Source organism: Trinickia mobilis, from assembly GCF_017315705.1.
In the GTDB taxonomy this organism is placed as follows: Bacteria; Pseudomonadota; Gammaproteobacteria; order Burkholderiales; family Burkholderiaceae; genus Trinickia_A; species Trinickia_A mobilis.
In genome coordinates, this window is the sequence record NZ_JAFLRF010000002.1 from 237,059 (window position 1) to 259,717 (window position 22,659).

23 protein-coding genes and 2 pseudogenes are annotated in these 22,659 nt (G+C 63.3%); 11 read left to right on the forward strand and 14 right to left on the reverse strand.

Features of this window, described 5'->3' with window-relative positions:
* Positions 1-20: 20 nt before the first annotated feature.
* Complete coding sequence (locus J3489_RS03910; RefSeq protein ID WP_206996388.1) at positions 21-689, forward strand: GntR family transcriptional regulator; 669 nt, start codon at positions 21-23, stop codon at positions 687-689.
* 1 nt (position 690) lies between these two features.
* Here the strand turns inward: J3489_RS03910 and J3489_RS03915 are convergent, their stop codons facing one another.
* Together J3489_RS03915 and J3489_RS03920 are read right to left on the reverse strand one after the other, a co-directional pair.
* Positions 691-2,004: an MFS transporter gene (locus tag J3489_RS03915; RefSeq protein WP_206996389.1), complete on the reverse strand. Its 1,314-nt coding sequence runs from the start codon at positions 2,002-2,004 to the stop codon at positions 691-693.
* 97 nt (positions 2,005-2,101) lie between these two features.
* Positions 2,102-2,944, reverse strand: a complete 843-nt coding sequence (locus tag J3489_RS03920; RefSeq protein WP_206996390.1) for a class II aldolase/adducin family protein — start codon at positions 2,942-2,944, stop codon at positions 2,102-2,104.
* 116 nt (positions 2,945-3,060) lie between these two features.
* Between J3489_RS03920 and J3489_RS03925 the strand changes: the two genes are divergently transcribed.
* Together J3489_RS03925 and J3489_RS37375 are read left to right on the forward strand one after the other, a co-directional pair.
* Complete coding sequence (locus J3489_RS03925) at positions 3,061-3,969, forward strand: LysR substrate-binding domain-containing protein (RefSeq protein WP_206996391.1); 909 nt, start codon at positions 3,061-3,063, stop codon at positions 3,967-3,969.
* 123 nt (positions 3,970-4,092) lie between these two features.
* Positions 4,093-4,177: pseudogene (locus tag J3489_RS37375) on the forward strand (aquaporin family protein); the annotation flags it as partial.
* Between the two features lie 5 nt (positions 4,178-4,182).
* On the opposite strand, the gene J3489_RS03930 reads toward J3489_RS37375, so the two are convergent.
* Both J3489_RS03930 and J3489_RS03935 read right to left on the reverse strand, forming a co-directional pair.
* Complete coding sequence (locus tag J3489_RS03930) at positions 4,183-5,343, reverse strand: DUF6895 family protein (protein ID WP_206996392.1); 1,161 nt, start codon at positions 5,341-5,343, stop codon at positions 4,183-4,185.
* Positions 5,344-5,426: 83 nt separating this feature from the next.
* On the reverse strand, positions 5,427-5,663 hold the full coding sequence (locus tag J3489_RS03935; RefSeq protein WP_206996393.1) for a hypothetical protein: 237 nt from the start codon (positions 5,661-5,663) through the stop codon (positions 5,427-5,429).
* A gap of 111 nt (positions 5,664-5,774) precedes the next feature.
* On the opposite strand from J3489_RS03935, the pseudogene J3489_RS37380 reads away from it, so the two are divergent.
* Positions 5,775-5,909 (forward strand): annotated as a pseudogene (locus J3489_RS37380) (transcriptional regulator); the annotation flags it as partial.
* A gap of 99 nt (positions 5,910-6,008) precedes the next feature.
* On the opposite strand, the gene J3489_RS03940 reads toward J3489_RS37380, so the two are convergent.
* From J3489_RS03940 to J3489_RS03955, 5 genes are all read right to left on the reverse strand, one after another.
* Positions 6,009-6,842 carry a sensor histidine kinase gene (locus tag J3489_RS03940; RefSeq protein ID WP_309491334.1) on the reverse strand — a complete coding sequence of 278 codons (834 nt, stop codon included), beginning with the start codon at positions 6,840-6,842 and terminating at the stop codon, positions 6,009-6,011.
* 14 nt (positions 6,843-6,856) lie between these two features.
* The gene (locus tag J3489_RS38265; protein WP_255554909.1) at positions 6,857-6,991 is read right to left on the reverse strand and encodes a hypothetical protein; all 135 of its coding nucleotides are present in this window, start codon (positions 6,989-6,991) and stop codon (positions 6,857-6,859) included.
* A 219-nt stretch (positions 6,992-7,210) separates the two neighbouring features.
* The gene (locus J3489_RS03945) at positions 7,211-7,813 is read right to left on the reverse strand and encodes a DUF1326 domain-containing protein (RefSeq protein ID WP_206996394.1); all 603 of its coding nucleotides are present in this window, start codon (positions 7,811-7,813) and stop codon (positions 7,211-7,213) included.
* A 277-nt stretch (positions 7,814-8,090) separates the two neighbouring features.
* Complete coding sequence (locus J3489_RS03950) at positions 8,091-8,927, reverse strand: c-type cytochrome (protein ID WP_206996395.1); 837 nt, start codon at positions 8,925-8,927, stop codon at positions 8,091-8,093.
* A 67-nt stretch (positions 8,928-8,994) separates the two neighbouring features.
* Positions 8,995-9,930, reverse strand: coding sequence for an AraC family transcriptional regulator (locus J3489_RS03955; protein WP_206996396.1), 936 nt, complete (start codon positions 9,928-9,930; stop codon positions 8,995-8,997).
* A 92-nt stretch (positions 9,931-10,022) separates the two neighbouring features.
* On the opposite strand from J3489_RS03955, the gene J3489_RS03960 reads away from it, so the two are divergent.
* Positions 10,023-10,955 carry a zinc-binding dehydrogenase gene (locus J3489_RS03960; RefSeq protein ID WP_242539780.1) on the forward strand — a complete coding sequence of 311 codons (933 nt, stop codon included), beginning with the start codon at positions 10,023-10,025 and terminating at the stop codon, positions 10,953-10,955.
* A 24-nt stretch (positions 10,956-10,979) separates the two neighbouring features.
* Here J3489_RS03960 and J3489_RS03965 read toward each other — a convergent pair whose 3' ends face one another.
* The 3 genes from J3489_RS03965 to J3489_RS03975 form a co-directional block, all read right to left on the reverse strand.
* Positions 10,980-13,247 carry a xanthine dehydrogenase family protein molybdopterin-binding subunit gene (locus tag J3489_RS03965; RefSeq protein WP_309491324.1) on the reverse strand — a complete coding sequence of 756 codons (2,268 nt, stop codon included), beginning with the start codon at positions 13,245-13,247 and terminating at the stop codon, positions 10,980-10,982.
* Positions 13,248-13,410: 163 nt separating this feature from the next.
* Positions 13,411-13,863, reverse strand: coding sequence for a (2Fe-2S)-binding protein (locus J3489_RS03970; RefSeq protein WP_206996600.1), 453 nt, complete (start codon positions 13,861-13,863; stop codon positions 13,411-13,413).
* Positions 13,864-14,032: 169 nt separating this feature from the next.
* Complete coding sequence (locus tag J3489_RS03975) at positions 14,033-15,031, reverse strand: aldo/keto reductase (RefSeq protein ID WP_206996397.1); 999 nt, start codon at positions 15,029-15,031, stop codon at positions 14,033-14,035.
* A gap of 145 nt (positions 15,032-15,176) precedes the next feature.
* Between J3489_RS03975 and J3489_RS03980 the strand changes: the two genes are divergently transcribed.
* The 6 genes from J3489_RS03980 (at position 15,177) to J3489_RS04005 (ending at position 20,423) form a co-directional block, all read left to right on the forward strand.
* Complete coding sequence (locus J3489_RS03980; RefSeq protein WP_206996398.1) at positions 15,177-15,563, forward strand: winged helix-turn-helix transcriptional regulator; 387 nt, start codon at positions 15,177-15,179, stop codon at positions 15,561-15,563.
* Positions 15,564-16,035: 472 nt separating this feature from the next.
* Positions 16,036-16,935, forward strand: coding sequence for a phosphate/phosphite/phosphonate ABC transporter substrate-binding protein (locus J3489_RS03985; RefSeq protein ID WP_206996399.1), 900 nt, complete (start codon positions 16,036-16,038; stop codon positions 16,933-16,935).
* An 86-nt stretch (positions 16,936-17,021) separates the two neighbouring features.
* Positions 17,022-17,792 carry a phosphonate ABC transporter ATP-binding protein gene (locus J3489_RS03990; RefSeq protein WP_242539759.1) on the forward strand — a complete coding sequence of 257 codons (771 nt, stop codon included), beginning with the start codon at positions 17,022-17,024 and terminating at the stop codon, positions 17,790-17,792.
* Positions 17,789-18,589, forward strand: a complete 801-nt coding sequence (gene phnE / locus J3489_RS03995; RefSeq protein WP_206996400.1) for a phosphonate ABC transporter, permease protein PhnE — start codon at positions 17,789-17,791, stop codon at positions 18,587-18,589. Before J3489_RS03990 ends, phnE begins: the two co-directional genes overlap by 4 nt.
* A gap of 27 nt (positions 18,590-18,616) precedes the next feature.
* Positions 18,617-19,273: a DapH/DapD/GlmU-related protein gene (locus tag J3489_RS04000; RefSeq protein WP_206996401.1), complete on the forward strand. Its 657-nt coding sequence runs from the start codon at positions 18,617-18,619 to the stop codon at positions 19,271-19,273.
* A 124-nt stretch (positions 19,274-19,397) separates the two neighbouring features.
* Positions 19,398-20,423 (forward strand): aldo/keto reductase, encoded by a 1,026-nt coding sequence (locus J3489_RS04005; protein WP_206996402.1) that lies wholly within the window; start codon positions 19,398-19,400, stop codon positions 20,421-20,423.
* A gap of 19 nt (positions 20,424-20,442) precedes the next feature.
* Here the strand turns inward: J3489_RS04005 and J3489_RS04010 are convergent, their stop codons facing one another.
* Both J3489_RS04010 and J3489_RS04015 read right to left on the reverse strand, forming a co-directional pair.
* On the reverse strand, positions 20,443-21,741 hold the full coding sequence (locus tag J3489_RS04010; protein WP_206996403.1) for an MFS transporter: 1,299 nt from the start codon (positions 21,739-21,741) through the stop codon (positions 20,443-20,445).
* Between the two features lie 78 nt (positions 21,742-21,819).
* Positions 21,820-22,641 (reverse strand): N-acyl homoserine lactonase family protein, encoded by an 822-nt coding sequence (locus J3489_RS04015; RefSeq protein WP_206996404.1) that lies wholly within the window; start codon positions 22,639-22,641, stop codon positions 21,820-21,822.
* Positions 22,642-22,659 lie beyond the last annotated feature (18 nt).

A 22,659-nucleotide genomic window follows, 5' to 3' on the forward strand; every position in this document is an offset into this window, starting at 1 on the left:
TCCAAAATGCAGAGGCTGCCATGACACTCAAGTTTGAAAAGATCCAGACCCGTCCCGACTACGTCGACGAGGTGTATCGCGTGTTGCTCGATGCGATCAGCGACGGGTCGCTCGCGCCGGGTACGCGTCTGACGCAGGAAGAGATCGCCGAACAGTTCGCAGTATCGCGTTCGCCCGTGCTGCAAGCGTTGCGTCTGCTCAAGAAGGATGGGCTCGTACAAGACGCGCCGGGGCGCGGCGTGCTCGTCGCGCCGCTCGATGTCGAGTGGACCAGCCGGCTCTATCAGGTGCGCGGCGCGCTCGACGCGCTCGCCGCGAAGCTTGCGGCTGAACGCGGCGCGATCATCGACAGCGCGCTCATCAGGCGTGGCCGGCTCGTGTCGAAGGGCAAGGATGTGAAGGCGATGATCGATGCGGATATTGCGTTTCATCAGGCCATCTACGAAGCGTCGGGCAACCCGTTGATCGGCGAAAGCGCGCAATTGCATTGGGTGCATCTGCGCCGCGTGATGGGCGCCGTGCTGCAATCGTCGCGGCTGCGCGATTCGATCTGGGATGAACATCAGGCGATCGCGGACGCCATCGCAGCACGGGAACCCGCGCGTGCCGCGGAGCTGACCGAACTGCATGCCAGCCGCGCGCGACAAAATCTCGTCGCGCGGCTTGGAGAAGTGCTGAAGGCGGGTTGAGTCAGCTGCGATTCGACGGGTTGTTCACGTGCGCGCGGCGCAACGTAAGCGTCAGGAGGCTGCCGATCACCATGCTCGCGGCAATTCCCACGACGCCGCTTCCCGTCGAACCCGTCGACGTCTGCAGCCAGCCGATCACGTAGGGGCTTACCACGCCGGAGATCGAGCCGACCGAATTCGCCAGCGCAATGCCGCCCGCGGCCGCCGCGCCCTGAAGCACGGCAGGCGGCACCGTCCAGAACTGCGAGATCGTCGTGATGACACCCATGGTGCCGACCGTCAGCGCGATGATCGCGACGACCGTATCGTGCGCATACAGGACGCTCGCGCAGAGTGCCAACGCGCCGATCACGCCGGGAATGGCCAAGTGCCAGCGGCGTTCGCCGCGACGGTCCGAACTGCGGCCGACGGCCACCATCGCAATCGCTGCCGCCGCATAAGGCACCGCCGACAGCAAGCCGATATTCAGCGTCCCCGACACGCCCGAGGCCTTGACCAGCGACGGCAGCCAGAAGCTCACGCCGTACAGGCCCATCGTGAAGAAGAAGTAGATCGCCGACAGCAGCAGCACGCGCGGGCTCGCGAGACCATCGCGCAGCGAATGCAGCTTGTGATGACCGGCTTCCGCTTGCAGATCGCCAACGATCACGGTCTTCTCGTCGTCGCTCAGCCAACGTGCGTCCGAGACCTTGTCGTCCAGATAGAAGTACGCGACGATGCCGACCATCATGGTCGGCACGCCTTCGAGCAAGAACAGCCATTGCCAGCCGGCCAGCCCATGCGCGCCGCTCAGCGAATGCATGATCCAGCCCGACAGCGGACCGCCGATGACGCCCGACATCGGAATGCCCGTCATGAAGAGCGCCGTGACCTTGCTGCGCCGGCCCGCGGGAAACCAGTACGTCAGATACAACAGGATCGCGGGGAAGAAGCCCGCTTCGGCCACGCCCAGCAGAAAACGTACGGCATAGAATTGCGCGGGCGTCGAGACGAACATCATCAACGCGGAGATGAGGCCCCATGTCACCATGATCCGCGCGATCCAGCGCCGGGCCCCTACCTTCAGCAGAACGAGGTTGCTCGGCACCTCGAACATCAGATAACCGACGAAGAAAATCCCTGCGCCGAGCCCGTAGACGGCATCGCTCATCCCCAGATCCCGGAGCATCTGCAGCTTCGCAAAGCTGACGTTGATACGATCGAGGTAAGCGCACAGATAGCAAAAAAACAGAAAGGGGATCAGGCGCCATGCGACCTTCGCATAGGTGCCCGCTCCCGAAGGTTTCAGATACACGTCCTCGCTGATCGAACTCATGGGGATGTCTCCGTCGTGTTTTGATCGTTGCGGCGAGCGGGCACCGAGCCTGCCCGCCGCGCGGTGATGCAATGCGATGCGGTGCGATGCACCGGCTTTAGTCGAACATATCGGGCTGCGTGTTGACGAGCTGATCCCAGATGGTCTGGAAATGCAGCCAGCCGATGTATTCGCTGCCGACGTGTTCGCGGCTATATCGGGCCCGCTCTTGCGCCACGAAACGCGGCTTGATGCCGGTGGACTCGATCATCAATTGCTGCTGGCAGCAGCGCTCGAGCGCGATGAACCAGAACGCGGCGGATTCGATGCTGTGCCGGCTTGCCGTCAGAAGCCCGTGATTCTGGTGAATCGCCGCCTTCACGCCCTTGAATGCATTCGCGACCTTATGACCGGCCTTGACCTCGACGGCGACCTGACCTGCTTCTTCACCGATCACGACGTGGTCTTCGAAGAACGCGGCCGCGTCCTGGCTGATGGGATCGAGCTTCTTGCCGAGCGACGCGAACGCGGTGCCGTACACCGTGTGCGCATGGCACATCGCGACGATGTCCTGATGCATCTCGTGGACGGCGGCGTGCAGCACGAAGCCTGCGCGATTGATCGCGTGCTCGCCCTCGACGACGTTGCCTTCGTGGTCCGCGCAAATGAGGTTCGAAATCTTGACCTGAGAGAAATGCACGGCCATCGGGTTCGTCCAGTAGAGGCCCGGATTCTCGGGGTCGCGCACCGTCAGGTGACCTGCGAAGCCATAGTCGAACCCCTGCAGTGCGAACGCACGGCACGCGCCCACCAAGCGTTCCTTCAGATGCTGCCGGTGCTGCGCAGGGTCCTTGAACGTCGGCAACTGCGGAAAGATCAGACCCTCCTGCTCGGGCTGATAGATCGAGATGCGGCCCTTGAGATCGACCGGTTTCGATGAGGCTTCCATCACTTCGGACATATCGGCTCCTTTGAACATGTGGACATTAGGTCAGCACATGGTCAACTCCGCCGGCCGCGTTGACAAACGATCGTTGTTCATGAAAGCATGAATGACATTCACCTGTTAGGGAAAACATGAGGCGGATGCCGAACTTCGTGCTGCTGCGCGCCTTCGAAGCAGCCGCCCGGCTCGAGAGCTTCGCGCTCGCCGCGCAGGAACTCCACCTGACGCCCTCGGCCATCAGTCATCAGGTGAAAGAACTGGAGGCGTATTTCGGCCGCCCGCTGTTCCTGCGCCGCAACCGGCGCATCGAGCCCACGCCCGAGGCCATGCGTTTGCTGGAAACCCTGAGCCGCGTATTCGATGTCGTGGAGACGGCATGCAGCGAGGTCACGCTCGCGCCGGATGCGCAGGTGCTCGCCGTGCATTGCGCGCCGAGCTTCGCGGTGAAGTGGCTAGGGCCCAAGCTGCCTGATTTCAACCAGACCTATCCACGTATCACGATTCGTCTGTCGACGGGCGCGGAGCCGCTCGACCTCACGCGCGTTCAGGAAGTCGACATCGAGATCTCATACGGCGGCGCGCTCCATCGTCCCGGCCTCGAGATCGTTCCGCTCGGCCGCGAAGCCATCGTGCCGCTTTGTTCGCCCGCTTTGCTCGACAACGGCACGCCCTTGGCGCGGCGCATGAGCGAACTGACGCTGATCGATACGCCGCTGAGCCGCGTCACGTGGGCCGACTGGTTCGCGGCCAACCAACTCGACATGCCGACCACGCCTCGCCCTTCCTTCGATCGCGCCGCGCTCGGCATATCGGCCGCCGCGGACGGCATGGGCGTCGTGCTCGAAAGCACGCGGCTGGCCGAACGCGAGATCGCGCGCGGCGATCTCGTCGAAGTCCGCAGCGATGCATTCGCGCACTTCGAGCGGGAAACGCATTTTCTTTCTTACCGGAAAAACGAGGCCCAACTTGAGAAAGTTGCGGCGTTCAGGCTGTGGCTGCTGAAACGCGCGGGCGTCGAAGCGGAAGACCAAACGCATTGAAAGCGGCTTCCGGACGACATGCCGGCCCGCAGTTGCCCGTCGATTTTCTCCGTAAGAGATCTACCGTTACGGAATGCTCCCAATCGCTGCCGGCTCCGCAACCTCCAGGTCCGTCAATGCGGGGCGGCCGCCGGCCTGCTGCTCGTCATCCTGCGCGCACCGGCCGGACGCGCGTCGATCATGGTGGCTGCGTACATCGGCTCCGCGAGCACCTCAGTGTCGTGGCTCGAGTTCCAGCCGCCTATAAGCACTCGCTCTAAGCGTTTGACAGATCGCTTCCGCAGCAACCTCGCATGTTTCGGATACTCGGAGTATGCAGGCATTGCGATGTTGTTCCAATTCTTGCATCAGTTCTACTCCACGTGCTTCCCGAGCGAGCTTAATCAGCTTCGAATTTGCTGCCACCACTTGTTCATCTGAAGGGGTCACGTCATCCAAATCGTGTCCCACGGTGTCTTCACCACGTATCAAGCCGAGACTGCATAAAATTCCGTAAACGTACGTGCTATGATACCCATGCACCATGGCATATTCCATTTTCTGATTCTCCAGTAACGCGTTATACGTTTCAGCAACGAAATTCGGTCCCGGCATGAACCAGTCGCGCGAAAACACATCCGACAATACGGAACTCGCTGTTTTTGAAAAAATCGAATCGCGAGATTGAAGAAAACGCTGAACCATGACAATCTCGCCGAGCAGATCCCAGTCAGAATAGGCAAGACACCAGGAGATGGAGTGGTCAATAAATCCACATAATTGCCATCGATCTATACTGGGACAAAATGTCGAACGACCGAAATCGGTTAGATACATCGCCGCATGAGTGATTGCATATGCGTCTTCCCGCCGCATGAAGATGGGATGCGTGGGTTTATTAATGATGCTGCACGGGAGCAAATCCGAGAAATCTGGGATTGTATTGGAGTAGAGACCGTATAGCCATCTGATCTCCATCTGTCGAAAATTGGGTCGATCGATTGAATCAATATAGGGCGATGCAAATGCTGCCTGTACTGCGGCGTCGAAGATTTCATCCCGTTCGCCTAGACACGTCAGTGCAATATGAGCCAGGGCAATGCCTCCGACGGCTTGTGGGCTCGAAGCCAGCAGGAAGAGATGCCGAGCCGTGCGGGCGTGCGGGGATAAAATCGCGCTCAGCTCACTAATATCTGTTTGAAAACCGTAGTCTTCAGGGATACGACTTGCTACAAGGAGCAGCAACGCCGTTTCAGCAACCAGCTTATCCAGGATTTGATGTCCATCCAGCGCAGGATCATAACGGGATGACAATTCCACAAATCTGTCCAGATCCATCAGCAAGGATCGCGCGAATCTAAGAACGTGTGCAAGATTATCTCGGGTGTCGCGCATTGACGGGCTCGCTTGGAAAAATCGCCCGCTTCCTCGCGGGCGGAAATGGCTAAGTGCGTTAAGTCCGGGGCTTATACGGCGCGTTACTGGCCGTTTCCTTGCGCAGCGGCACCTTGATTGATCACAGCAGCACCCGGGTTTTGGCCACAGACGATGACATAGTGATCGCCACCCAACGCGTACCAGCCGGCTTGAACGCCTGGATTGGTGATACTGTCCGCAGAAATGGATAGCAAATCGTTCAGCGTGGTGCTGGTATTCAGGATGTTCTTGTTGTTCATGTCAGTGACGAGGCGATGAATATCGCTGATGTTCGGCATGATGGATCTCCTTGAGTGGTTGAAAATCACGTCGGGATTGACGTGACAAGCAGTAAACGGGGAGTGCCTGCTTTTTTATGAAGAATTGAGCAATTTTTTTTATTGGGACCCATTCCGAACGGAAACGACAATTTGCTTGGCGCCGATCTCAGGGGCCGTCGCGCGAAACGCGACCCCGCGGCTTTGGGGTTCCCCATCGCCCGGCGGCGCACGCCGGGATTGCGGCGCGAAGAAGTGGCGCGACGTCACGCGCCGTTCGAATCGCGACGCTCGATAGCGGCAATGAAAACCGGTGCTGGGGAAAAGGCAACCGGCAGCACCGGCGAGCACGCGCTCATCACGCTTCTAAAACCAGACGGTAAAGCGGGTCCCGGTCGCGAGGCGGCTCACCGTCAACCGCCATTCGTGCGCGATGGCAATTTCCTTGCAGATGGCAAGCCCGAGGCCCGCGCCGTCGTGCCTCGCATCGGGCGCACGCCAGAACCGCTTGAAGAGAAACGGCAGGTATTCCTGCCGGATACCCGGCCCTTCGTCGCGAATCTGGATCGACACCTCGTCGATCCATAGCGATACGACGCCATTGGGCGGCGACACGTTGATCGCGTTCTCGACCATGTTCTTGAGCATGATGAAGAGCGCACTCCGGTCGGCCCATATCGACGGCAGTCCCTTGCGCTCCTCGAGCTCGAGCTTGACCTGCTTCGCGTCCGCCTTGCGCGCCAGATAGGCGACGACTTCCCGCGCCACATCCACGATGCTCACCTGACCGAAGCTGAAGTTCTGCGACTCGCTGACTTCCGCGAGATGCAGCAACTGGCGAACCTGCCGCGCCATCAGATCGATCTCGCGCAGCAGCAAGTCCCTATCCTTGATCTCCGGTTGCAGCTCGATCTGGCCTCTGACCAGCGTCAACGGCGTTTGCAATTCGTGCGCCGCTGCCGCAAGAAACTGCTGCTGAACCGTAAAGCCGTTTTCCAGCCTGCTGAGCGCTTCATTGAAGGCGCTGATCAGCGGCTTGAAGACAGTCTTCCCCCTCGAGACCCGCTCGGTGGCGACGGCATACGGTCTGCCGCCGATGGCCACATGGGCGATCGTGCCGGCATCGGACGGGCGGCCGGCCAGCCACGGATCGCCGTTTCTCGCGTTCGCGGACGCCAACAACACGCGTCTGAGGCACACGTTCGTGGCGTGGCTCAAATGGTCAGGCCGGAGTCGTCGGCGCCCGACGGGTCTGCGGCCGCGCCGTCGGCCCAGGCGGTGCCCGATGAAAGCAGGAGCGAAGCAACGGCGAGCAACAGCGGGCGTTCGCGGCGGAGGGGGTTTTTCACGGTCGTGTCCCGGAGGTCGATGATTGCAACAGATGCGACTCTAGGACCGGTCGACTTACTCGTTACTTACTCGCCAAAAACGCAAGACACGGAGAAACGGGAGGCCCGTCCGCCTCACGGAAAGCACAAAGAGTGACGTCTCGGCGCGCAGCCGGTAAGCGAAGCGCGTAGTGAATACCCGTCGCAGTGGGCGGCGTTGAATACCGGCCAAGAACTGGCTCAGCCTTCGTAGGCAAACGGCGAATAGAAGCCGTTTCGATCTGAAATTTCTCGGGTGAATCCGTAGTCGGTGAAGCGAAAGCGTTTCGACTTCCCGATCACTGCGGGAAAACCTGGCACGGCGGTGAACGGGTGGTTGGAGATCGTAACGTCGCCTCCGTCCTGGCCAGCCAGAGCTTCGATTTCTACCTCGGCCACGTCAGGAATGCGCAGGCTGCGCCGTTTCCCGTCGATCTGGTACTCAATGGCGACCGCCCTGACACCCATCACTTCGCCGATCAGCGGACCGAGCGCCGCGAGCGGTCCGCCGGCCTGGCCCGAGAAAATCGCACTCAATACCTGTTGCTGCGGGGGCGTGGCGCGTTCGTCGAGATACAGGGCCACCCTCCACTTGGTTTGCAACATGTGGCCGGGCACGTAGGCAAAGAAAGCTGCATTGAGCCCGTCAAGCGCCACGCCACCGGACGTGCCTTGGTCGATGTGCCAGCCGACGAGCACCCCACAATCCTCCTGGGACGGTGGTCCCAGGCAAACGCAACTGCAGGGGGCAAGACAGTTGCAGCTTTCGAAATAGGTACCGGAAACCTTCCAGGTGTCAGCCATGGCATTACCCCTCCAATGTTCCCGACGAGGTCGCAGACCGATCCTTGCAGTCTAGGCCACAGGAATGGGGCCGTATCAAGATGAGGCAACGTTCGTCTTCGGCAATCGAATGGCCGTTTGCTGGGCGGAGCCGACGTCTGAACGTCCGAGCGATGGTGCGTGCGGACGCATCATGGCCGATCTCTGTCCGCCACAGTGACCGCCTGACGGAGCAAATTCCACTTTGCACAGGCCGGTGAAAGACGATTGCGCATCGCCCAACCCTTGACTCGTAGCCTTACCGTCCAACCTTCCGCTGCGCCATATACGCAAGATAAGCGACGATCAGATCGATCTCGCGATCGCTCAGTTGGTCCTGCGGGAAAGCGGGCATGGTCCGGCCGGGCCAGTCTCGAACCGATGCCGGATTGCGAATGTAGCGGTGCAATGCAGCGGGCTGGAAGTACTCGACAGGATTCATCGGCACGTTGAGGTCGGGGCCGGTGTCCGCGCTGCCCGCGCGGTTGAGCCGATGACAAGCGAAACACTGAGTGATGAACAAGCTTTGGCCCGCGCGGATCGGATCGGTTGCCGGCAGCGCCGGATCGACGGCGAGCACCGGCCAACGCGCGGATGGCGACGGTTGCGTAGCCAGTCGCGCGATCTGGTAAGGCCACTGCTCGCTGCGGACAGAAGCCGCTTCCCTGCCGACCCAGACCAAGTAGAACGGTCCCGCGCTGACCGGCTTGCCCGGCAGCTTCGGCCACGGCTGCGCCGGGTCCTCGACCGCGAGCCATGCGACGGCTGTCGCAGGATCACGGTTGCGCACGAGGTCCATCGGCAGTTGCGCGGCGAAGCCGTCGGTCGCACGCGCCTCGAGCACGCTGTCCGCAGGCAACGCCGCACCGTCGAGCAGGTCGGCCAGCGGCACTGCGCGGTACGTCGTCGACGAACCGTAGGCGACATCTCGCGGAACGTGAATCTCGACGGCATCCGGCCGCGCCAGCAACGCCCTTTGGCTAAACGACTGGGTCTTGCCGCCAATCGTGAGTTCGATCGTGGGCTGCGCGGCCTCACAATGCCCGATCGCGCCAAGCGTCAGCAGCAATACCGCAAGCAACACGTGTTTCGACATTTGTCCTCCATGCATCGTCGTTGCCGGCGACATCCGTAGCCATCACGCAGCCCGTTGTCACCCGTACTCATGCCTCGGCCACTCGCCGGCCTGCCGTCCGGTAACGCCCCGGGCTCTGTCCGGTCCATCGCTTGAACGCGATGCTGAAAGCCGTATCGGACAGGTACCCGATGCGCGCAGCGATATTGACCAACGGTTCTTCCGAGTGCCGCAGTGCCGTGCGCGCAATTGTCATGCGCCATTGATTCAGATATTCGAGCGGCGCACGACCGACTGAGCGGCGAAACCGAACTGCAAAAGCGGTGCGCGACATGCCGACTGCGCTCGCGAGACTTTCGACCGTCCATCGTTCGCCGGGCTTCGCGTGCATCATCGATAACGCGGCGCCGATCTTGGCGTCGGACAGCGCACCGAGCCAGCCTTCGGGCTGTTCAGTCGACGCGAGATACGCGCGCAGCGCATGGACGAGGACCAGCGTAGCAAGACTGCCCTTCGCGACGTCGGCGCCCGGATAAGCGGCGCTGGTCTCCCATTTAAGCAGATCGAGCACGCGCGCCAATGCGTGCGAACCCACATCCGCGGCGCGCAGATGAATGAGCGGCGGCAGTTGCCTGAGCAAAATCTCCGTCACGTCGTTCTCGAAGATGAAGCGTCCGCTCGCAAGACTCACGAGGGCACCCTCGCCTTTGCCGTGGTAGCGGACGACACCGTCCGCGCCTCGAATCGAGCGATACGTCGCGGGACCGTCTAGCGGCGCACGTGCAGGATCGCTCGCGGAGCGAAACGGCAGGCCGTTGGTCAGCAGATAGAAATCGCCTTCCTCGATCAGCAGCGGTGAGCCTTCGCCCTCGATCCACAGATGGAAGTGCCCCGACAGCACGCTGCCGAACTTGACGTGCCGGTACGCCGGAAAACGAAATGCCCATGCGCCCCGCCCTTCGAAGCGCGAAGAGAGGGCGCTGCTGACCCGCAGCAGCGACAGCACGTCAGAAAGAGCGTCCATAAATGTACGATCTAATAAGAAAAAAGCTGTTTTGATTATACAAACCCAGCCTTCGTCGCGCGATCATTGCATCCAACTCCGTCGACGGCAAGCTGCCGGTCCACCACGCGCCGGAGGGTCGGTTCATCCCGGGTGGAAACGGCCTCGGCGTGATCCACGCGGTGGGGTCCGAGGTCTGGCATCTGAAGGCCGGGCAGCGCGTCGTGATCTCGTCGCATTTCGTCGCGCAGGAAAACGTTGCGAACCCGGCGCAGATCCTGATCGGGGTCACTGCGGCGGGCGCCGTCGCCGAGCGCGTTCAGGCGGACTGGCGCAACGGCACGCTGGCTGACTACGCGTTGCTGCCGGCATCAACCGTCACGCCGGTCGACGACTGCCTCGATATCGACGCCGCCCGCCTCGCTGTGTCGATGCGCTACGTGGTGCCGTGCGGCGGCTTGCTGCGCGGACGCCTCGCCGCCGGTGAGACCGTCGTCGTCTCCGGCGCGACGGGCGCGTATGGCACGGCCGCCGTTCTGCTCGCGGTGGCGATGGGCGCGGCGCGCGTGATTGCTGTCGGCCGGAATGCGGCGGCGCTCGACGCGCTGGCGGAAGCGGGACGCGGGCGCGTCACGCCGGTCGCCGCGACCGGCGACAGCGCGGCTGATGCCGACATGATCCGCGCCACGGCTCACGGCGGCGCCGACATGGCCTTCGACATGGTCGGCGGCGCGCGCGACCCGAACATGACGCTTGCGGCGCTGCGCAGTCTCGTCCCCGGCGGCCGACTGGTTCTCATGGGCAGCATGGCTGTGCCGCTGCCGCTTCCCTATACCGAAGTCATGGTGAATAGCTGGGAGATTCTCGGCCAGTTCATGTATCCGCGCGCCGCGTACCGGCGCCTGCTCGCGCTCATCGGGACCGGCGCACTCGACATGAGCGCGATCCGCCCGGTGACCTTTCCATTGCATGCGTTGCCCGACGCAATCGAGCGGGCAGCAGCGGCGGGCAATTTCGAATGCGTCGTCATCGAGCATCACGAGTGAACCCTATGCAATCGGCGCCCTCCGTTACGCCCGCTTCAAGACTGCGCTATCCACCGGCAACACCCGGATCCGCGTGCCTGTCGCGTTGAAGATCGCGTTGCAGATCGCCGCCGAAGTCGGCGGCACGCCCGGTTCGCCGACACCGCCAGGCGGCGCATCGCTCGGCACGATATACACGTGGGTTTCCGGCACGGAATCGATGCGGGCGACCCGAAAGTCGGTGAAGTTCGACTGCTCAGCCGCGCCGCCGCTGAACGTGAGCTCGCTGTACAGCGTGTTGCCGAGCGCCATCACCACCGCCCCTTCGAACTGCGCGATCACGCGATCGGGATGAACGATACGCCCGCAGTCCACCGCCAGGTCGACACGCGTCACGCGCACCGAGCCGTCGTCGGCCACCTGCACTTGCGCAACCGCGGCGACGTAAGTCAGAAAGCTGCGATGGACCGCAATGCCACGCCCGTGGCGAGCAGGCAACGCAGCGGACCAGTTCGACCGCACGGCGGCTGCCCGGACCACCGCCGCATAGCGCGCGGTGTCGATCGGATACTCGTCGATCGACGCGCCGTAGTTCGGATAGTCGACTCCCAGCGCGTGCAGGTCGACATGGCGCGGACTGCCCAGCAGCGCGAGCAGATGCTGCACCGGGTCCTGTCCCGCGGCAGCGGCGAGTTCGTCGACGAACGAGCCCTGTGCGAAGCCGTGCGGAATGTTGTACACCGAGCGATACCAGCCGATCCGCGTATGCGCCGTCGCCGCGCCATTCTCGCACTGCACGTTGGCGACTTCATAAGGCATGTCGGTCACGCCCTGCCCCAGTTCGCCCGCTGAACCATAGACCACGTTCGGCGTAAACGTCGAACCGATCGACGGAAACACGCTCCGGTGCAGCCACGCAATCGTCTTGCCCTGCGCATCGAGTCCGCCTTCCATGTGCTGCGCACACACGGCATGGAAGTAGTCGTTGCGGATGTCGTCCTCACGTGTCCACGTCAGCTTGACCGGTGCGCCGGCTTCGCGCGACAGGAATGCCGCCTCGGCCACATAGTCCGGCTTCGACTTGCGGCCGAAGCCGCCGCCGAGCAACGTGACGTTGATCGTGACCGCCTGTTCGTCCAGGCCGAGCACCTGTGCGACCGTCGTGCGCGCTTGCTGCGGGTTCTGCGTGGCAGTCCATACCTCGACCGCGCCGTTCGCGAACGACGCAGTCGCGGCAAGCGGCTCCATCGCCGCGTGGGCCAGGTGCGGCACGTAGTAGTCCGCCGACACGCGTCTTGCGGCGTGCCTTAGCGCGCCCGCGGTATCGCCGTTGTTGCGCACGACCTTCCCCGGCTGCCGCGCGGTATCTTCGAGCATCTTGCGATACGCGCGGCTATCGTAGCCGCCGTTCGGCCCGAGGTCCCATACGAGCTTCAGTTGCCGGCGCCCCTCCTGCGCTGCCCACGTATTGGTCGCCACTACCGCGACGCCGCCCAACGGCCGAAAGCCGGCAGGCAGCGGCGCCGCGGGAATGCGCACGATGTGCAGCACGCCGGGCACCTTCATCGCTTCGGTCGAATCGACGCTCTTGAGCGTTGCGCCGTACACGGGCGAGCGCTCGACCGACGCGTAAGTCATCCCGGGCAACACGACGTCGATGCCGTACGTCGCACGGCCATGCACGATGTCGTCGAGATCGACGATGGGCAGCGACTTGCCGATATAGCGCCACGTGTCCTCGTTTTTCAGCTGCAACGTGTCGCGCGCCGGCACCGGCTGCCGCGCGGCCGCCGCCGCGAGCGCGCCATATGAAAGGCGCCGCCCGCTTGCCGCGTGCACCACATGGCCGGGCTCGGTCCCGCAGCTCGCCGGCGCCACTCGCCACTGGAGCGCGGCGGCCGCTACCAGCATCTGCCGCGCGGAGCCGCCCGCTTCGCGCAACGGCTGGAAGAACTGGCGGATACTGCGCGAGCCATCGGTGTTCTGGTCGCCGTACTTCGCATTGCCTTGCGCCTGCACCACTTTGACGGTGCTCCAGTCGGCATCGAGCTCGTCGGCAAGAATCATCGCGAGGCTGGTGCGGATGCCTGTCCCCATCTCGGAGCGATGCACGACCAGCACGACCTCGCCCGACGGCGCCACCGACACATAGACGTTCGGTTCAAACACGGCTTTGACACCGCTCGCCGAAGTCAGCGGGCTTGCCGCCATCGCCATACGCGCGCCGCCGATATGCAGGCCCAGCACGATCCCGCCCGCCAATGTGCCCTTCAGTACCCGGCGTCGGCTGAGATTGACGATTTCGTCGGTCACGATGCCTCCCGCTGGGCCGCCCCGAGGGAGGCATCCGCCCCCTCGGGGGGCAGCGAACGTAAGTGAGCGTGGGGGCGGTTCATTTTCTCCCGCTGGGCCGCCCCGAGGGAGGCATCCGCCCCCTCGGGGGGCAGCGAACGTAAGTGAGCGTGGGGGCGGTTCATCATGCTTGCTCCGCCGCGGCCTTGATCGCAGCCTTGATGCGTTGATAGGTGCCGCAGCGGCAGACATTGCCGGACATCGCATCGACAATCTGCTCGTCGCTCGGCCTCGGCGTCTGTTTGAGCAGCGACGCGGCCTGCATGATCTGACCAGGCTGACAATAGCCGCACTGCGGCACATTCGCCGCTTTCCACGCTCGCTGCACCGGATGCTCGCCGCCTTTGCTCAAGCCTTCGATCGTCGTCACCGGCTTGCCCTGTACATCCGCCAGTGACGTGACGCACGAGCGCACCGCAACGCCATCCAGATGCACGGTGCACGCGCCGCATGCGCCCACGCCGCAGCCGAACTTGGTGCCATGCAGCCCCAACAGGTCACGCACGGCCCATAACAGCGGCATGTTTGCGTCGGCGTCGACTTTGCGATGCACGCCATTCACAATCAGCTCCATCAGTTCACTCCATGTTGTCGGCGTTCGCGGCACCCGGCGGCGCTGCTTAGCATCGCCTTACCTGCGCACGCCGTTCACGCTCTTGCCTGATAACCGCTGCACCAGCCCGAGCCGCTCACCTGCTTTGCGCCGAACAGCGCGTCGACGGGCTCGCATGTTCGATGGCGCCCTGTCACGCTGCGAGCGCGCGTTGCGGCGGCGCCATGAACTCAGGACCGACCGGGTCCTTGATGAAGTGCGCGACAATCGCGTCGATCTGCTCGAACGCCTGCTCGTCGAGGTGCCAGCCGAACGCCTCTTCGATTCCGTCCAGTTGTGCCGGGCGGCGTGCGCCCCACAGCGCGATCGTCGGGCCGCGGTCCAGCACCCAGCGCACCGCGAGCGCGAGCACCGACTTGTCGAAGCGATCGCGCGCGAACGCATTCAGCGCGGCCACGGCCGCGACATACTGCTCGCGGCGCGGCTCGCGAAACTTCGGGTCGCGCTGACGCAGATCGTCGCCCTCGAAGCGCGTCCCGGCGTCGATGCGTCCCGCCAGCAGCCCGCGGCACAGCGCGCCATAGGCAAGCGCAACGAGGCCATGCTGCTTGGCATACGGCAGCACGTCTTGGTCGATATCGCGCTCGAACAGGTTGTACGGCGGCTGCGTGGTCGCGAGCGGCGCGACGCGCCGGAACGCATCCATTTGCGCAGGCGAGAAATTGCTGACGCCCAATGCCCGCACCTTGCCCGCGCGGCGCAGATCGTCCAGCACCGCGGCGGTCTCTTCGATCGGCACGAGCGGATCCGGCCAGTGAACCTGGTACAAGTCGATGTAATCCGTCCGCAAGCGACGCAGCGTATCCTCTACTTCTTGACGAATGCGCGCGGGCGACGAATTGCGGAACACGCCGCCGTCGCGCCATTCCAATGCGACCTTGGTCGCGATGACCGCCTTGTGCCGATACCCGTCGGCCAGCGCCTTGCCCACGATCTCTTCCGAGACGCCGAAGCCGTACACCGGCGCGGTGTCGACCAGATTGACGCCGCTGTCGAGCGCCCGGCGAATCACCGCGATAGACGCTTTCTCGTCGGTGCCTCCCCACATCCATCCGCCGATCGCCCAGGTGCCGAGGCCGATGCGTGAGACGGGTGTCGTTAAACCTTCAATTGCGATTGTTTCGATAGTCATGTGGAGCTCTCTGATCAAAGCAGCGCATCGTGGTCGAATGCGATCTGTCAAACCGCGCCGAGCCCGACGGACGGGCAGGCGAACCGATTATTTCAGCGGCATCCGCCGCTCACAAGAAGGCACCTGACGGTTTCATACTTTCCCCATGGAAACAAATTGCTGCGACGGCGCTAACGCGCACGAGAACCCGCAAAAAAAAACCGATGACCTTGCGCGAAACATCATCGAGCAGATCGCGGACAAGTGGACGATCCTCGTCATCGACGCGCTCGGCACTCACGGCGAGATGCGTTTTTCGCGGCTGCGCGATGAGGTCGCGGGCGTAAGCCAGAAGATGCTCACCAAGACGCTGAGGCAGCTCGAGCGCGACGGCCTCGTTTCGCGCTACGTGCATCCGGTGATACCGCCGCGGGTCGACTACCAGCTGACGCCGCTGGGGCGCAGCCTGCTCGACAAGATCTGCGGGATATGGGACTGGGTCGAGGCCCATATGAGTGAGATGGAACGGGCGCGCCGCGAGTTCGACCATTGACGGCGGTCGGAATCGGCGCGCCAAGCATCGTGCAGCTTTGTCGGTCTATGTCACGGTTTTGTCATCCCCCTCGGTTCAAATCATTCCCTAGCTGCGCCATGTAGGGAGCAAGCCATGCCGGAAATGTCGGCCGGACAGCATGCGTCACGCTCCAAATTGTCGCGCCCCTATACATCTAGACGTTTAGATGCCTAGATGAATCGTCCGGCAGCAGCACTGCGCTGGGGCCGACACGCATATGGAGCATGTCGATGCTGATCAGGAACGCCGGCTTCGTCACGCGGGACGAAGCCGGCGGGCGATCCATTCATCTAGACGTCTCCATACATACACCAATGTGCCACATGAGATTCTTAGAATGCGTCAGGTTGGACAATTGGCCTGCGTCGATTACCTGCGCAGGAGGCAAGCCTGGAGACAGGCAGGGGTCGTTGAACGAGTTGGCACACTTGAAACATAACTTGAGGTAAATATGAAGGTATCCAAACTTTTAGCTGCCGCGGCGTTCGCCACGGGTCTCGTCTCCGGTGCAGCCCATGCAGCCGGCACCTGTCCGAACAACGGCGTGGTCCGCTTCGGCGTCGAGCCGTACGAATCGGCGCAGCGCATGCTGCCCGTCTATACCGACCTCGCAAAGCTGATCGGCGACAAGCTCGGATGCACGGTACAACTCTACGTCGCAACCAGCTACAACGCCGAAATCGAGGCGATGCGCAACAACAAGCTTGAGATCGGAGAATTCGGCCCGCTCGGCTACGTGCTCGCGCACCAGGTCGCGCACGCCGACGCCGTTGCCACGTTTGCAGGCGACGACGGCAAGCCGGCCACCTACTACGCCTCCATCGTCACGTGGCCCGGCTCCGGCATCAAGACGGTGGCCGACACCAACGGCCGTTCGTTCGCCTATGCCGATCCGGCGTCCACGTCCGGCCACTTGTTTCCCGCCTACGGTCTGCGCAAGAACGGCGTCGACCCGGACAAGGGCGTGAAGGCGATCTACGCGGGCAGCCACACGGCATCGTTCGAGGCACTGCGCAATCACAAGGTCGACGCGGGTGAGTTGAACAGCGAAGAAATCGCCAGCGCCAAGCTGCACAACGAGTTCGATCCTTCGGCCTACGTGACGCTGTGGCAATCGGACCCGATCCCGCTCGACCCGCTGGCAGTGCGCGGGGACTTGCCCGCTGATTTCAAGGCGCGTTTGGCAAGCGTGCTGGGTTCGCTCGATCTGCATCAATTGCCCGAGGCCGACCAGAAGTTCCTCGCGGCGAACGAAAACCCGGAGCTCAGGACCGTGCCGCAAACGGATGCTGCTTACAACCAGATTCGCGATCTGGTTTCTACGCTTCATATCGATCTCGCAAAACTGTGAATACCCTGTCTAGTCTTTCTGGCGACATCCCGGCGGACCCGGCAGCCGCATTCGCGGCGGCCGGGTCCTCCGGGCCCGGGACAGCCATGCGCACCACGCTCGCGCCAGGCGTGAAGTTAGCCGTCCACGATCTGACGATGCGTTATGCGAACGGTCATACGGCGCTGCGCAACCTCAACCTGTCGGTCCGTGCCGGCGAGATCGTCGTGGTGCTGGGCGCCAATGGCAGCGGCAAGTCGACCTTCATGAAGTGCGTGGTCGGACTGAACCGCCCCACTGCCGGTTCGGTCGAGGTTGCCGGACGCAATCTGGCCGCGCTCTCGGGCGAAGCCCTGCGGCAGGCGCGTCTGCCGCTCGCACTGATTTCCCAGAACGCGAACCTGGTGAAGCGACGCAGCGTGCTTGCCAACGTCTGCTGTGGCGCGTTGGGCAGGCACCGGACGCTGGCGACGGCATTCGGGCGTCTCCCACGCGAGGCAATCGAACCCGCGCAGGCCTATTTGGACGAAGTCGGCTTGCTGCATCTCGCTCGCCAGCGCGCCGGCACGCTCTCGGGCGGACAGGCGCAGCGCGTCGCGGTGGCCCGCGCACTGGCGCAGCGTCCGCACGTATTGCTGGCCGACGAGCCAGTCGCCAGCCTGGATCCGGAAGCCGCCGACGAGGTCATGCGGCTGTTGCGCCGCCTCGCCACCGATGATGGCCTCGCGGTGGTCTGCGTACTGCACCAGCCCGAGCTGGCAATGCGCTATGCCCATCGGCTGGTCGGCCTGCGCCGCAGCCAGTTGGAATTCGATCGGCCGGCTTCGGAAGTCTCCAGTCAGCAGATCGCGAACCTGTATGTGGGTGAAGCATCGTGACCAAGGCTCTTGAAATGCGCGGGCCGGCTGTCTCGTCGAGCGCACGCACCGTATGGTCGGTATGCGCCGCGGTTGTCGCACTTGCGCTGTTCGTGCAGGCATGGATCGTCGTCCAGGCTCGTCCGCAGGATCTGGTGACCGGCGCCCACGGCATGGCCGATATCATTTCGCGCGCGATGCCGCCGGCGTTCGACCAGTTCGGCCCGAGCCTGTGGGCCGTGCTGGAGACGATCGATCTGGCGATTTTCGGCACCGTGTTCGGAGTGCTTCTGGCCTTCCCGCTGTCGATCCTCGCCGCAGCGAACGTCACGCCGGCGCGGCCCTTGTACTACGCGTCGCGTGCGCTGATCGGCGTCACCCGGGCCGTGCCCGACCTGGTCTGGGCGCTGCTGTTCGTCACTGCCGTCGGGCTGGGGCCGTTTCCAGGCGCGCTGGCGCTGGCGGTCCATTCGGTCGGCATGCTTGGGCGGCTGTTTGCGGAAGTGATCGAGGACATGGATATGGGCCCGGTCGAGGCACTGACGCTGACCGGGGCCGGCCGCTTGCAGGTATTGAGCCATGCGGTGGTGCCGGGCGTGTTGCCGTCGCTGCTCGGCATCGGGCTGTTCCGCTTCGACGAAAACCTGCGCTCCTCGCTGGTGCTCGGCTTCGTCGGCGCGGGCGGGATCGGCTTCCAATTGCTGACCGCGATGAACCTGTTCCAGTATCAGACGGTGTCGTTCCTGCTGATCGCCACCTTCGCACTGGTCACTTGCGCCGAACGCGTATCGGCTTACCTGCGCGGCCTGGTCGCGTGAGTGCGGGCATCGAATTAGAGAGAACTCATGCTTATCAATCATGGCGTCGCCGGCGACCCCTGGACGCTCGGTCGCGTCCTGTCGGAAGACCCGGAGATACACCCGACGGCGGTAGTTCGCGCGAGCGACTTCGGCCGCTACACCTTTCTTGGCCCGCGCAGCCATGTCGCCGAATCGGTGCTCGGCGACTACGGCTATGCGATGGGCGACAACCAGATCGCCCACGCGCGCATCGGCAAGTTCGCCAACATCGCCACCGGCGTGCGGATCAACCCGCCCAACCACCCTTCGTGGCGGGCGACCCACCATCACTTCACCTATCGTTCACGCTCGTACGGACTGTCTCTTGACGACGACGCCGACATCTTCCAGTGGCGCGCGCAGGACCGGGTCCAGATCGGTCACGACGTCTGGATCGGCCACGATGCGATCATCATGCCGGGCGTGACCATCGGCACGGGTGCGGCCGTCGGCTCGGGAGCCGTCGTGACCAAAGACGTGCCGCCTTTCGCGATCGTCGTCGGCGTGCCGGCGCGCGTGCTGCGCTTTCGCGTCGACGCGCACACGTCGGAACGCCTGCAGCAGATCGCCTGGTGGGACTGGGGCCCCGAGCAGATCGACGCGGCGCTGGCCGATTTCCGCGCGCTCAGTGCGGTTGAGTTCACCGAGAAGTACGGCCGGTGACAAGCCGATCCTGACGTGTCATGGCGTCGATTAACTCATCTAGACATCCGGATCTTATGGGACGCGTTACACGAGGATTTCAGAATGGGCTGAAACCCTCTCACACTACGGAAACCACTCTGAAATGGAACATCGGCAACTGGGCCGCAGCGGCCTCAAGGTTTCGACACTGACTCTCGGTACGATGCTGTTCGGCGGTCCGACCGACGAGGCGAGCGCAGCACGCATCATCGACAAGGCGCATGAGCAGGGCGTCAACTCGATCGACACCGGCGACGTCTACGCCGGCGGTGAATCGGAGCGCGTAGTCGGGCGCTGCATCGCCGCCCGGCGCGATCGCTGGGTGCTGGCGACCAAGTTCGTCAGCTCCTTGGACGACAGCGACGTCAATGCGCGCGGCGCGTCGCGCAAACACATGATGCGCGCCGTCGAGGCGAGCCTGAAGCGGCTGAACACGGACTATATCGATCTGCTTTACCTGCACGCTGAAGATCACGCTACGCCGGTCGACGAAACGGTGCGCGCGTTGAACGACCTGGTGCAGGCCGGCAAGCTGCGCTACTACGGCCTCTCGAACCACCGCGGCTGGCGGATCGCCGAATTCGCTCATACGGCGCAGGGGCTCGGCCTGGATGCGCCGGTGGCCAGTCAGCCGCACTACAACCTCGCGAATCGCCAGGCCGAAGTGGAACAGCTTACCGCCGCGCATCGCTATGGCCTCGGCGTGATCTCGTACAGCCCGCTCGCCCGAGGCGTGCTGACCGGCAAGTACGAACCGGGCGCGGCCCCGGCGTCCGATACGCGGGCTGGCCGCGGTGACCGGCGCCTGCAGCAGGCCGAATGGCGTCCCGAGTCGCTCGAACTGGCGCGGCGCGTCCAAGAACACGCGGCAGCGCGGGGCTTGAGCGCGGGACAATTCGCTCTCGCGTGGGTGCTGAACAGCCGCTATATCAGCTCGACCATCGCCGGCCCGCGCACCGAAGCGCAATGGGACGATTATCTGCCGGCCCTGAGCTATCGCCTGAGCGCCGAAGACGAAGCTTTCGTCGACTCGCTCGTGCCTTCCGGCCACCCTTCGACTCACGGGTTCAACGATCCCAAGCATCCCTTCTTTGGTCGAATCCCACGTCATCGTTCCCAAGAGGAATAGCAGGGTTCCTTCGCCGGGCTCAGCTACGGCCCATGTTCGGCTGCGCCGTCATATCGCGGTGACGGCGCGGCCTCGCGGCTTCCTTGATCAACATCACGAACGCACTCGTGCCGACCAGACAGACGCCCATCACCAACAATCCGGCGGAAAACGAGTGGGTCAGCGAGCGCGCGTAGCCGACGATGTAAGGCCCTCCAAATGCCCCGATCATGCCGATGCCGTTGATCATGCCGCTTATCCGAGCCGTCACTTCGGGGGGCAGCAGCTCGGTGGCAATCGACCAAAGTACCGGCTGCGATCCGTAAAGTGTCGCGCCGGCGATCACGAGCAGCGCCATATTCGCGACGAACGAATTGGACCCATAGGTCTCGCCGCCGACCAGGAGCGCCAGGCCGGAAATGGCCAGCGGTATCGCGGAAAAGAGTCGCCGGTCGAGTCTGCGGTCCGACCAATAGGTCAGGATCGGCATGAGCACAATCGCGAATGCGTAGGGAATCGACGAGAGCCAGCCGATGTCTGTCGACGAAAGCCCCGGCTGTTGATGAATCACGCTCGGCAGCCAAATCACAAAGCCGAGGAACCCCGTGTTCCACAGCAGGATCGACGCCGCGAAAAGCCACACCGCCGGACGCCGCAGTTGCGAGCCGAACGACACCGGCGTCGGCGACGGCGCTTGCGACGCGTCCCGCTTGTTTTCCGAGTCCAGGCGTTCGAGCAGTTGCGACCGATCGGCAGCTTTCAGCCACTTCGCGCGGCGCGGAGAATCGGCAACACCCCACAGCCACACGAATACCCATACGAGCGGGAACACGCCCTCGACGATGAACAACGTGCGCCAGTCGCCGAGCCTCAGGATGTAGCCCGCGATCGGGCCGCTGGCCATCGCGGCGAACGGGTAACAAAGCTGCCAGATGCCGTTTGCGCGAGCACGCTCGGCCGGCGCAAACCAGTTCCTCACGAACAGCAAGAATGTCGGGAATATGCCGCCTTCGAATACGCCGATCGCGAAGCGTACGACGACCAGCTCCTGCGCGTCGTGCACAAAACCCTGCGCCATTTCGATGATGCCCCACAGCACCATGAGCACCGCGACCAGCGCCTTGCCGTAGCCTTTGTCGGCGATCCAGCCGCCCAGGACCTGTGAAGCGCCATAGCCGAGAAACAGCACGCCCGACGCGAATCCGAGGATCGAGGCGGTCAGCCCGAGCTCCTTGCCCATCGATGGAATCGCAAAGCCGATGTTGGTGCGATCCATGAACGCGATGATGAGGGTCATCATCATCACGGGCAGCAAGCGAAACCATCTTTGGTTCATCATCTGTCTCCATGTTTAGCGCGCTCGCCGGCAAGGCAGCAACTGGCCCTGCGCGAGAGCACGCTTTATCTTTGTTCCAACTCACGTGTACCGGTGCGGAGCCGGCAGCCACTTCTTCCAGAAGCCGGGATCGTGGCAGATCACCAGTTCACCGCCGAAGAACTCGCACAGCAAGCGCAGCCGCGCGATCGATGCGATCGCCTGTTCCGTCGTGTGCGCGTTGCCCGGCGGCGAGTCGGGGTCGAGGTTGGCCGGGCAGAACACTGCGTCCCCGGTCAAGATCATCAGCGAGCCCGACGGAAGACGCACCATCAGCGATTGATGTCCCGGCGTGTGGCCCGGTGTCGCGAGCACGGCCACACCGGGTTTGACCACCTGATCGCCGCGCAGCAGTTCGTAATCGATGTCGCAATCGAAGTAGGCGCGCTCATACGGCCGCGCGACGAAGCTGTCCGGCTGATAAGCAAAGCGGTATTCCGAACTCTGCACCAGGAAGCGCGCGTGACGGAATATCCGGTTGCCGCCCGAATGGTCCCAGTGGAAGTGGCTGTTGATGACGATCTTGACGTCCTCCGGCGTGCGGCCGAGGTCGGCCAGCCGCGCGCGAATGTCGTCCTGTCGTTCATACCGGGCGATCATTTCGGAAAACCGCTTCATCGACAGACAGCGATCGGCGCCGTCATTCCGTTCGCAGTCGAACGGCAGAAGACCGGTATCGAACAAGATATGCTCGCCGTCCGCCATCTCGATCCATGCACCGGTCACGGGCACTTCGACCCGCGTGCCCATTCCGCGCCGCATCGTCAAGGACGACTGATCGTTGATCAGCGTGCCGAGGTTGAGCAGCGAAACGCTTCTCACAAGCGTTTCGGTCGCGCCACGAAGGCTGACTGGCACAGTCATCGTCTCCTTCCTTTGATG

Bases quoted from the DNA above. Each gene is read 5' to 3' on its own strand.
- J3489_RS04005 (WP_206996402.1), top strand. From the start codon at position 19,398: ATGGAACATCGGCAACTGGGCCGCAGCGGCCTCAAGGTTTCGACACTG.
- J3489_RS04015 (WP_206996404.1), bottom strand. From the start codon at position 22,641: ATGACTGTGCCAGTCAGCCTTCGTGGCGCGACCGAAACGCTTGTGAGA.
- J3489_RS03950 (WP_206996395.1), bottom strand. From the start codon at position 8,927: ATGTCGAAACACGTGTTGCTTGCGGTATTGCTGCTGACGCTTGGCGCG.
- J3489_RS03945 (WP_206996394.1), bottom strand. From the start codon at position 7,813: ATGGCTGACACCTGGAAGGTTTCCGGTACCTATTTCGAAAGCTGCAAC.
- J3489_RS03930 (WP_206996392.1), bottom strand. From the start codon at position 5,343: ATGCGCGACACCCGAGATAATCTTGCACACGTTCTTAGATTCGCGCGA.
- J3489_RS04000 (WP_206996401.1), top strand. From the start codon at position 18,617: ATGCTTATCAATCATGGCGTCGCCGGCGACCCCTGGACGCTCGGTCGC.
- J3489_RS03955 (WP_206996396.1), bottom strand. From the start codon at position 9,930: ATGGACGCTCTTTCTGACGTGCTGTCGCTGCTGCGGGTCAGCAGCGCC.
- J3489_RS03975 (WP_206996397.1), bottom strand. From the start codon at position 15,031: ATGACTATCGAAACAATCGCAATTGAAGGTTTAACGACACCCGTCTCA.
- J3489_RS03980 (WP_206996398.1), top strand. From the start codon at position 15,177: ATGGAAACAAATTGCTGCGACGGCGCTAACGCGCACGAGAACCCGCAA.
- J3489_RS04010 (WP_206996403.1), bottom strand. From the start codon at position 21,741: ATGATGAACCAAAGATGGTTTCGCTTGCTGCCCGTGATGATGATGACC.
- J3489_RS03985 (WP_206996399.1), top strand. From the start codon at position 16,036: ATGAAGGTATCCAAACTTTTAGCTGCCGCGGCGTTCGCCACGGGTCTC.
- J3489_RS03935 (WP_206996393.1), bottom strand. From the start codon at position 5,663: ATGCCGAACATCAGCGATATTCATCGCCTCGTCACTGACATGAACAAC.
- J3489_RS03915 (WP_206996389.1), bottom strand. From the start codon at position 2,004: ATGAGTTCGATCAGCGAGGACGTGTATCTGAAACCTTCGGGAGCGGGC.
- J3489_RS03990 (WP_242539759.1), top strand. From the start codon at position 17,022: ATGCGCACCACGCTCGCGCCAGGCGTGAAGTTAGCCGTCCACGATCTG.
- J3489_RS03910 (WP_206996388.1), top strand. From the start codon at position 21: ATGACACTCAAGTTTGAAAAGATCCAGACCCGTCCCGACTACGTCGAC.
- J3489_RS03920 (WP_206996390.1), bottom strand. From the start codon at position 2,944: ATGTCCGAAGTGATGGAAGCCTCATCGAAACCGGTCGATCTCAAGGGC.
- J3489_RS03925 (WP_206996391.1), top strand. From the start codon at position 3,061: ATGAGGCGGATGCCGAACTTCGTGCTGCTGCGCGCCTTCGAAGCAGCC.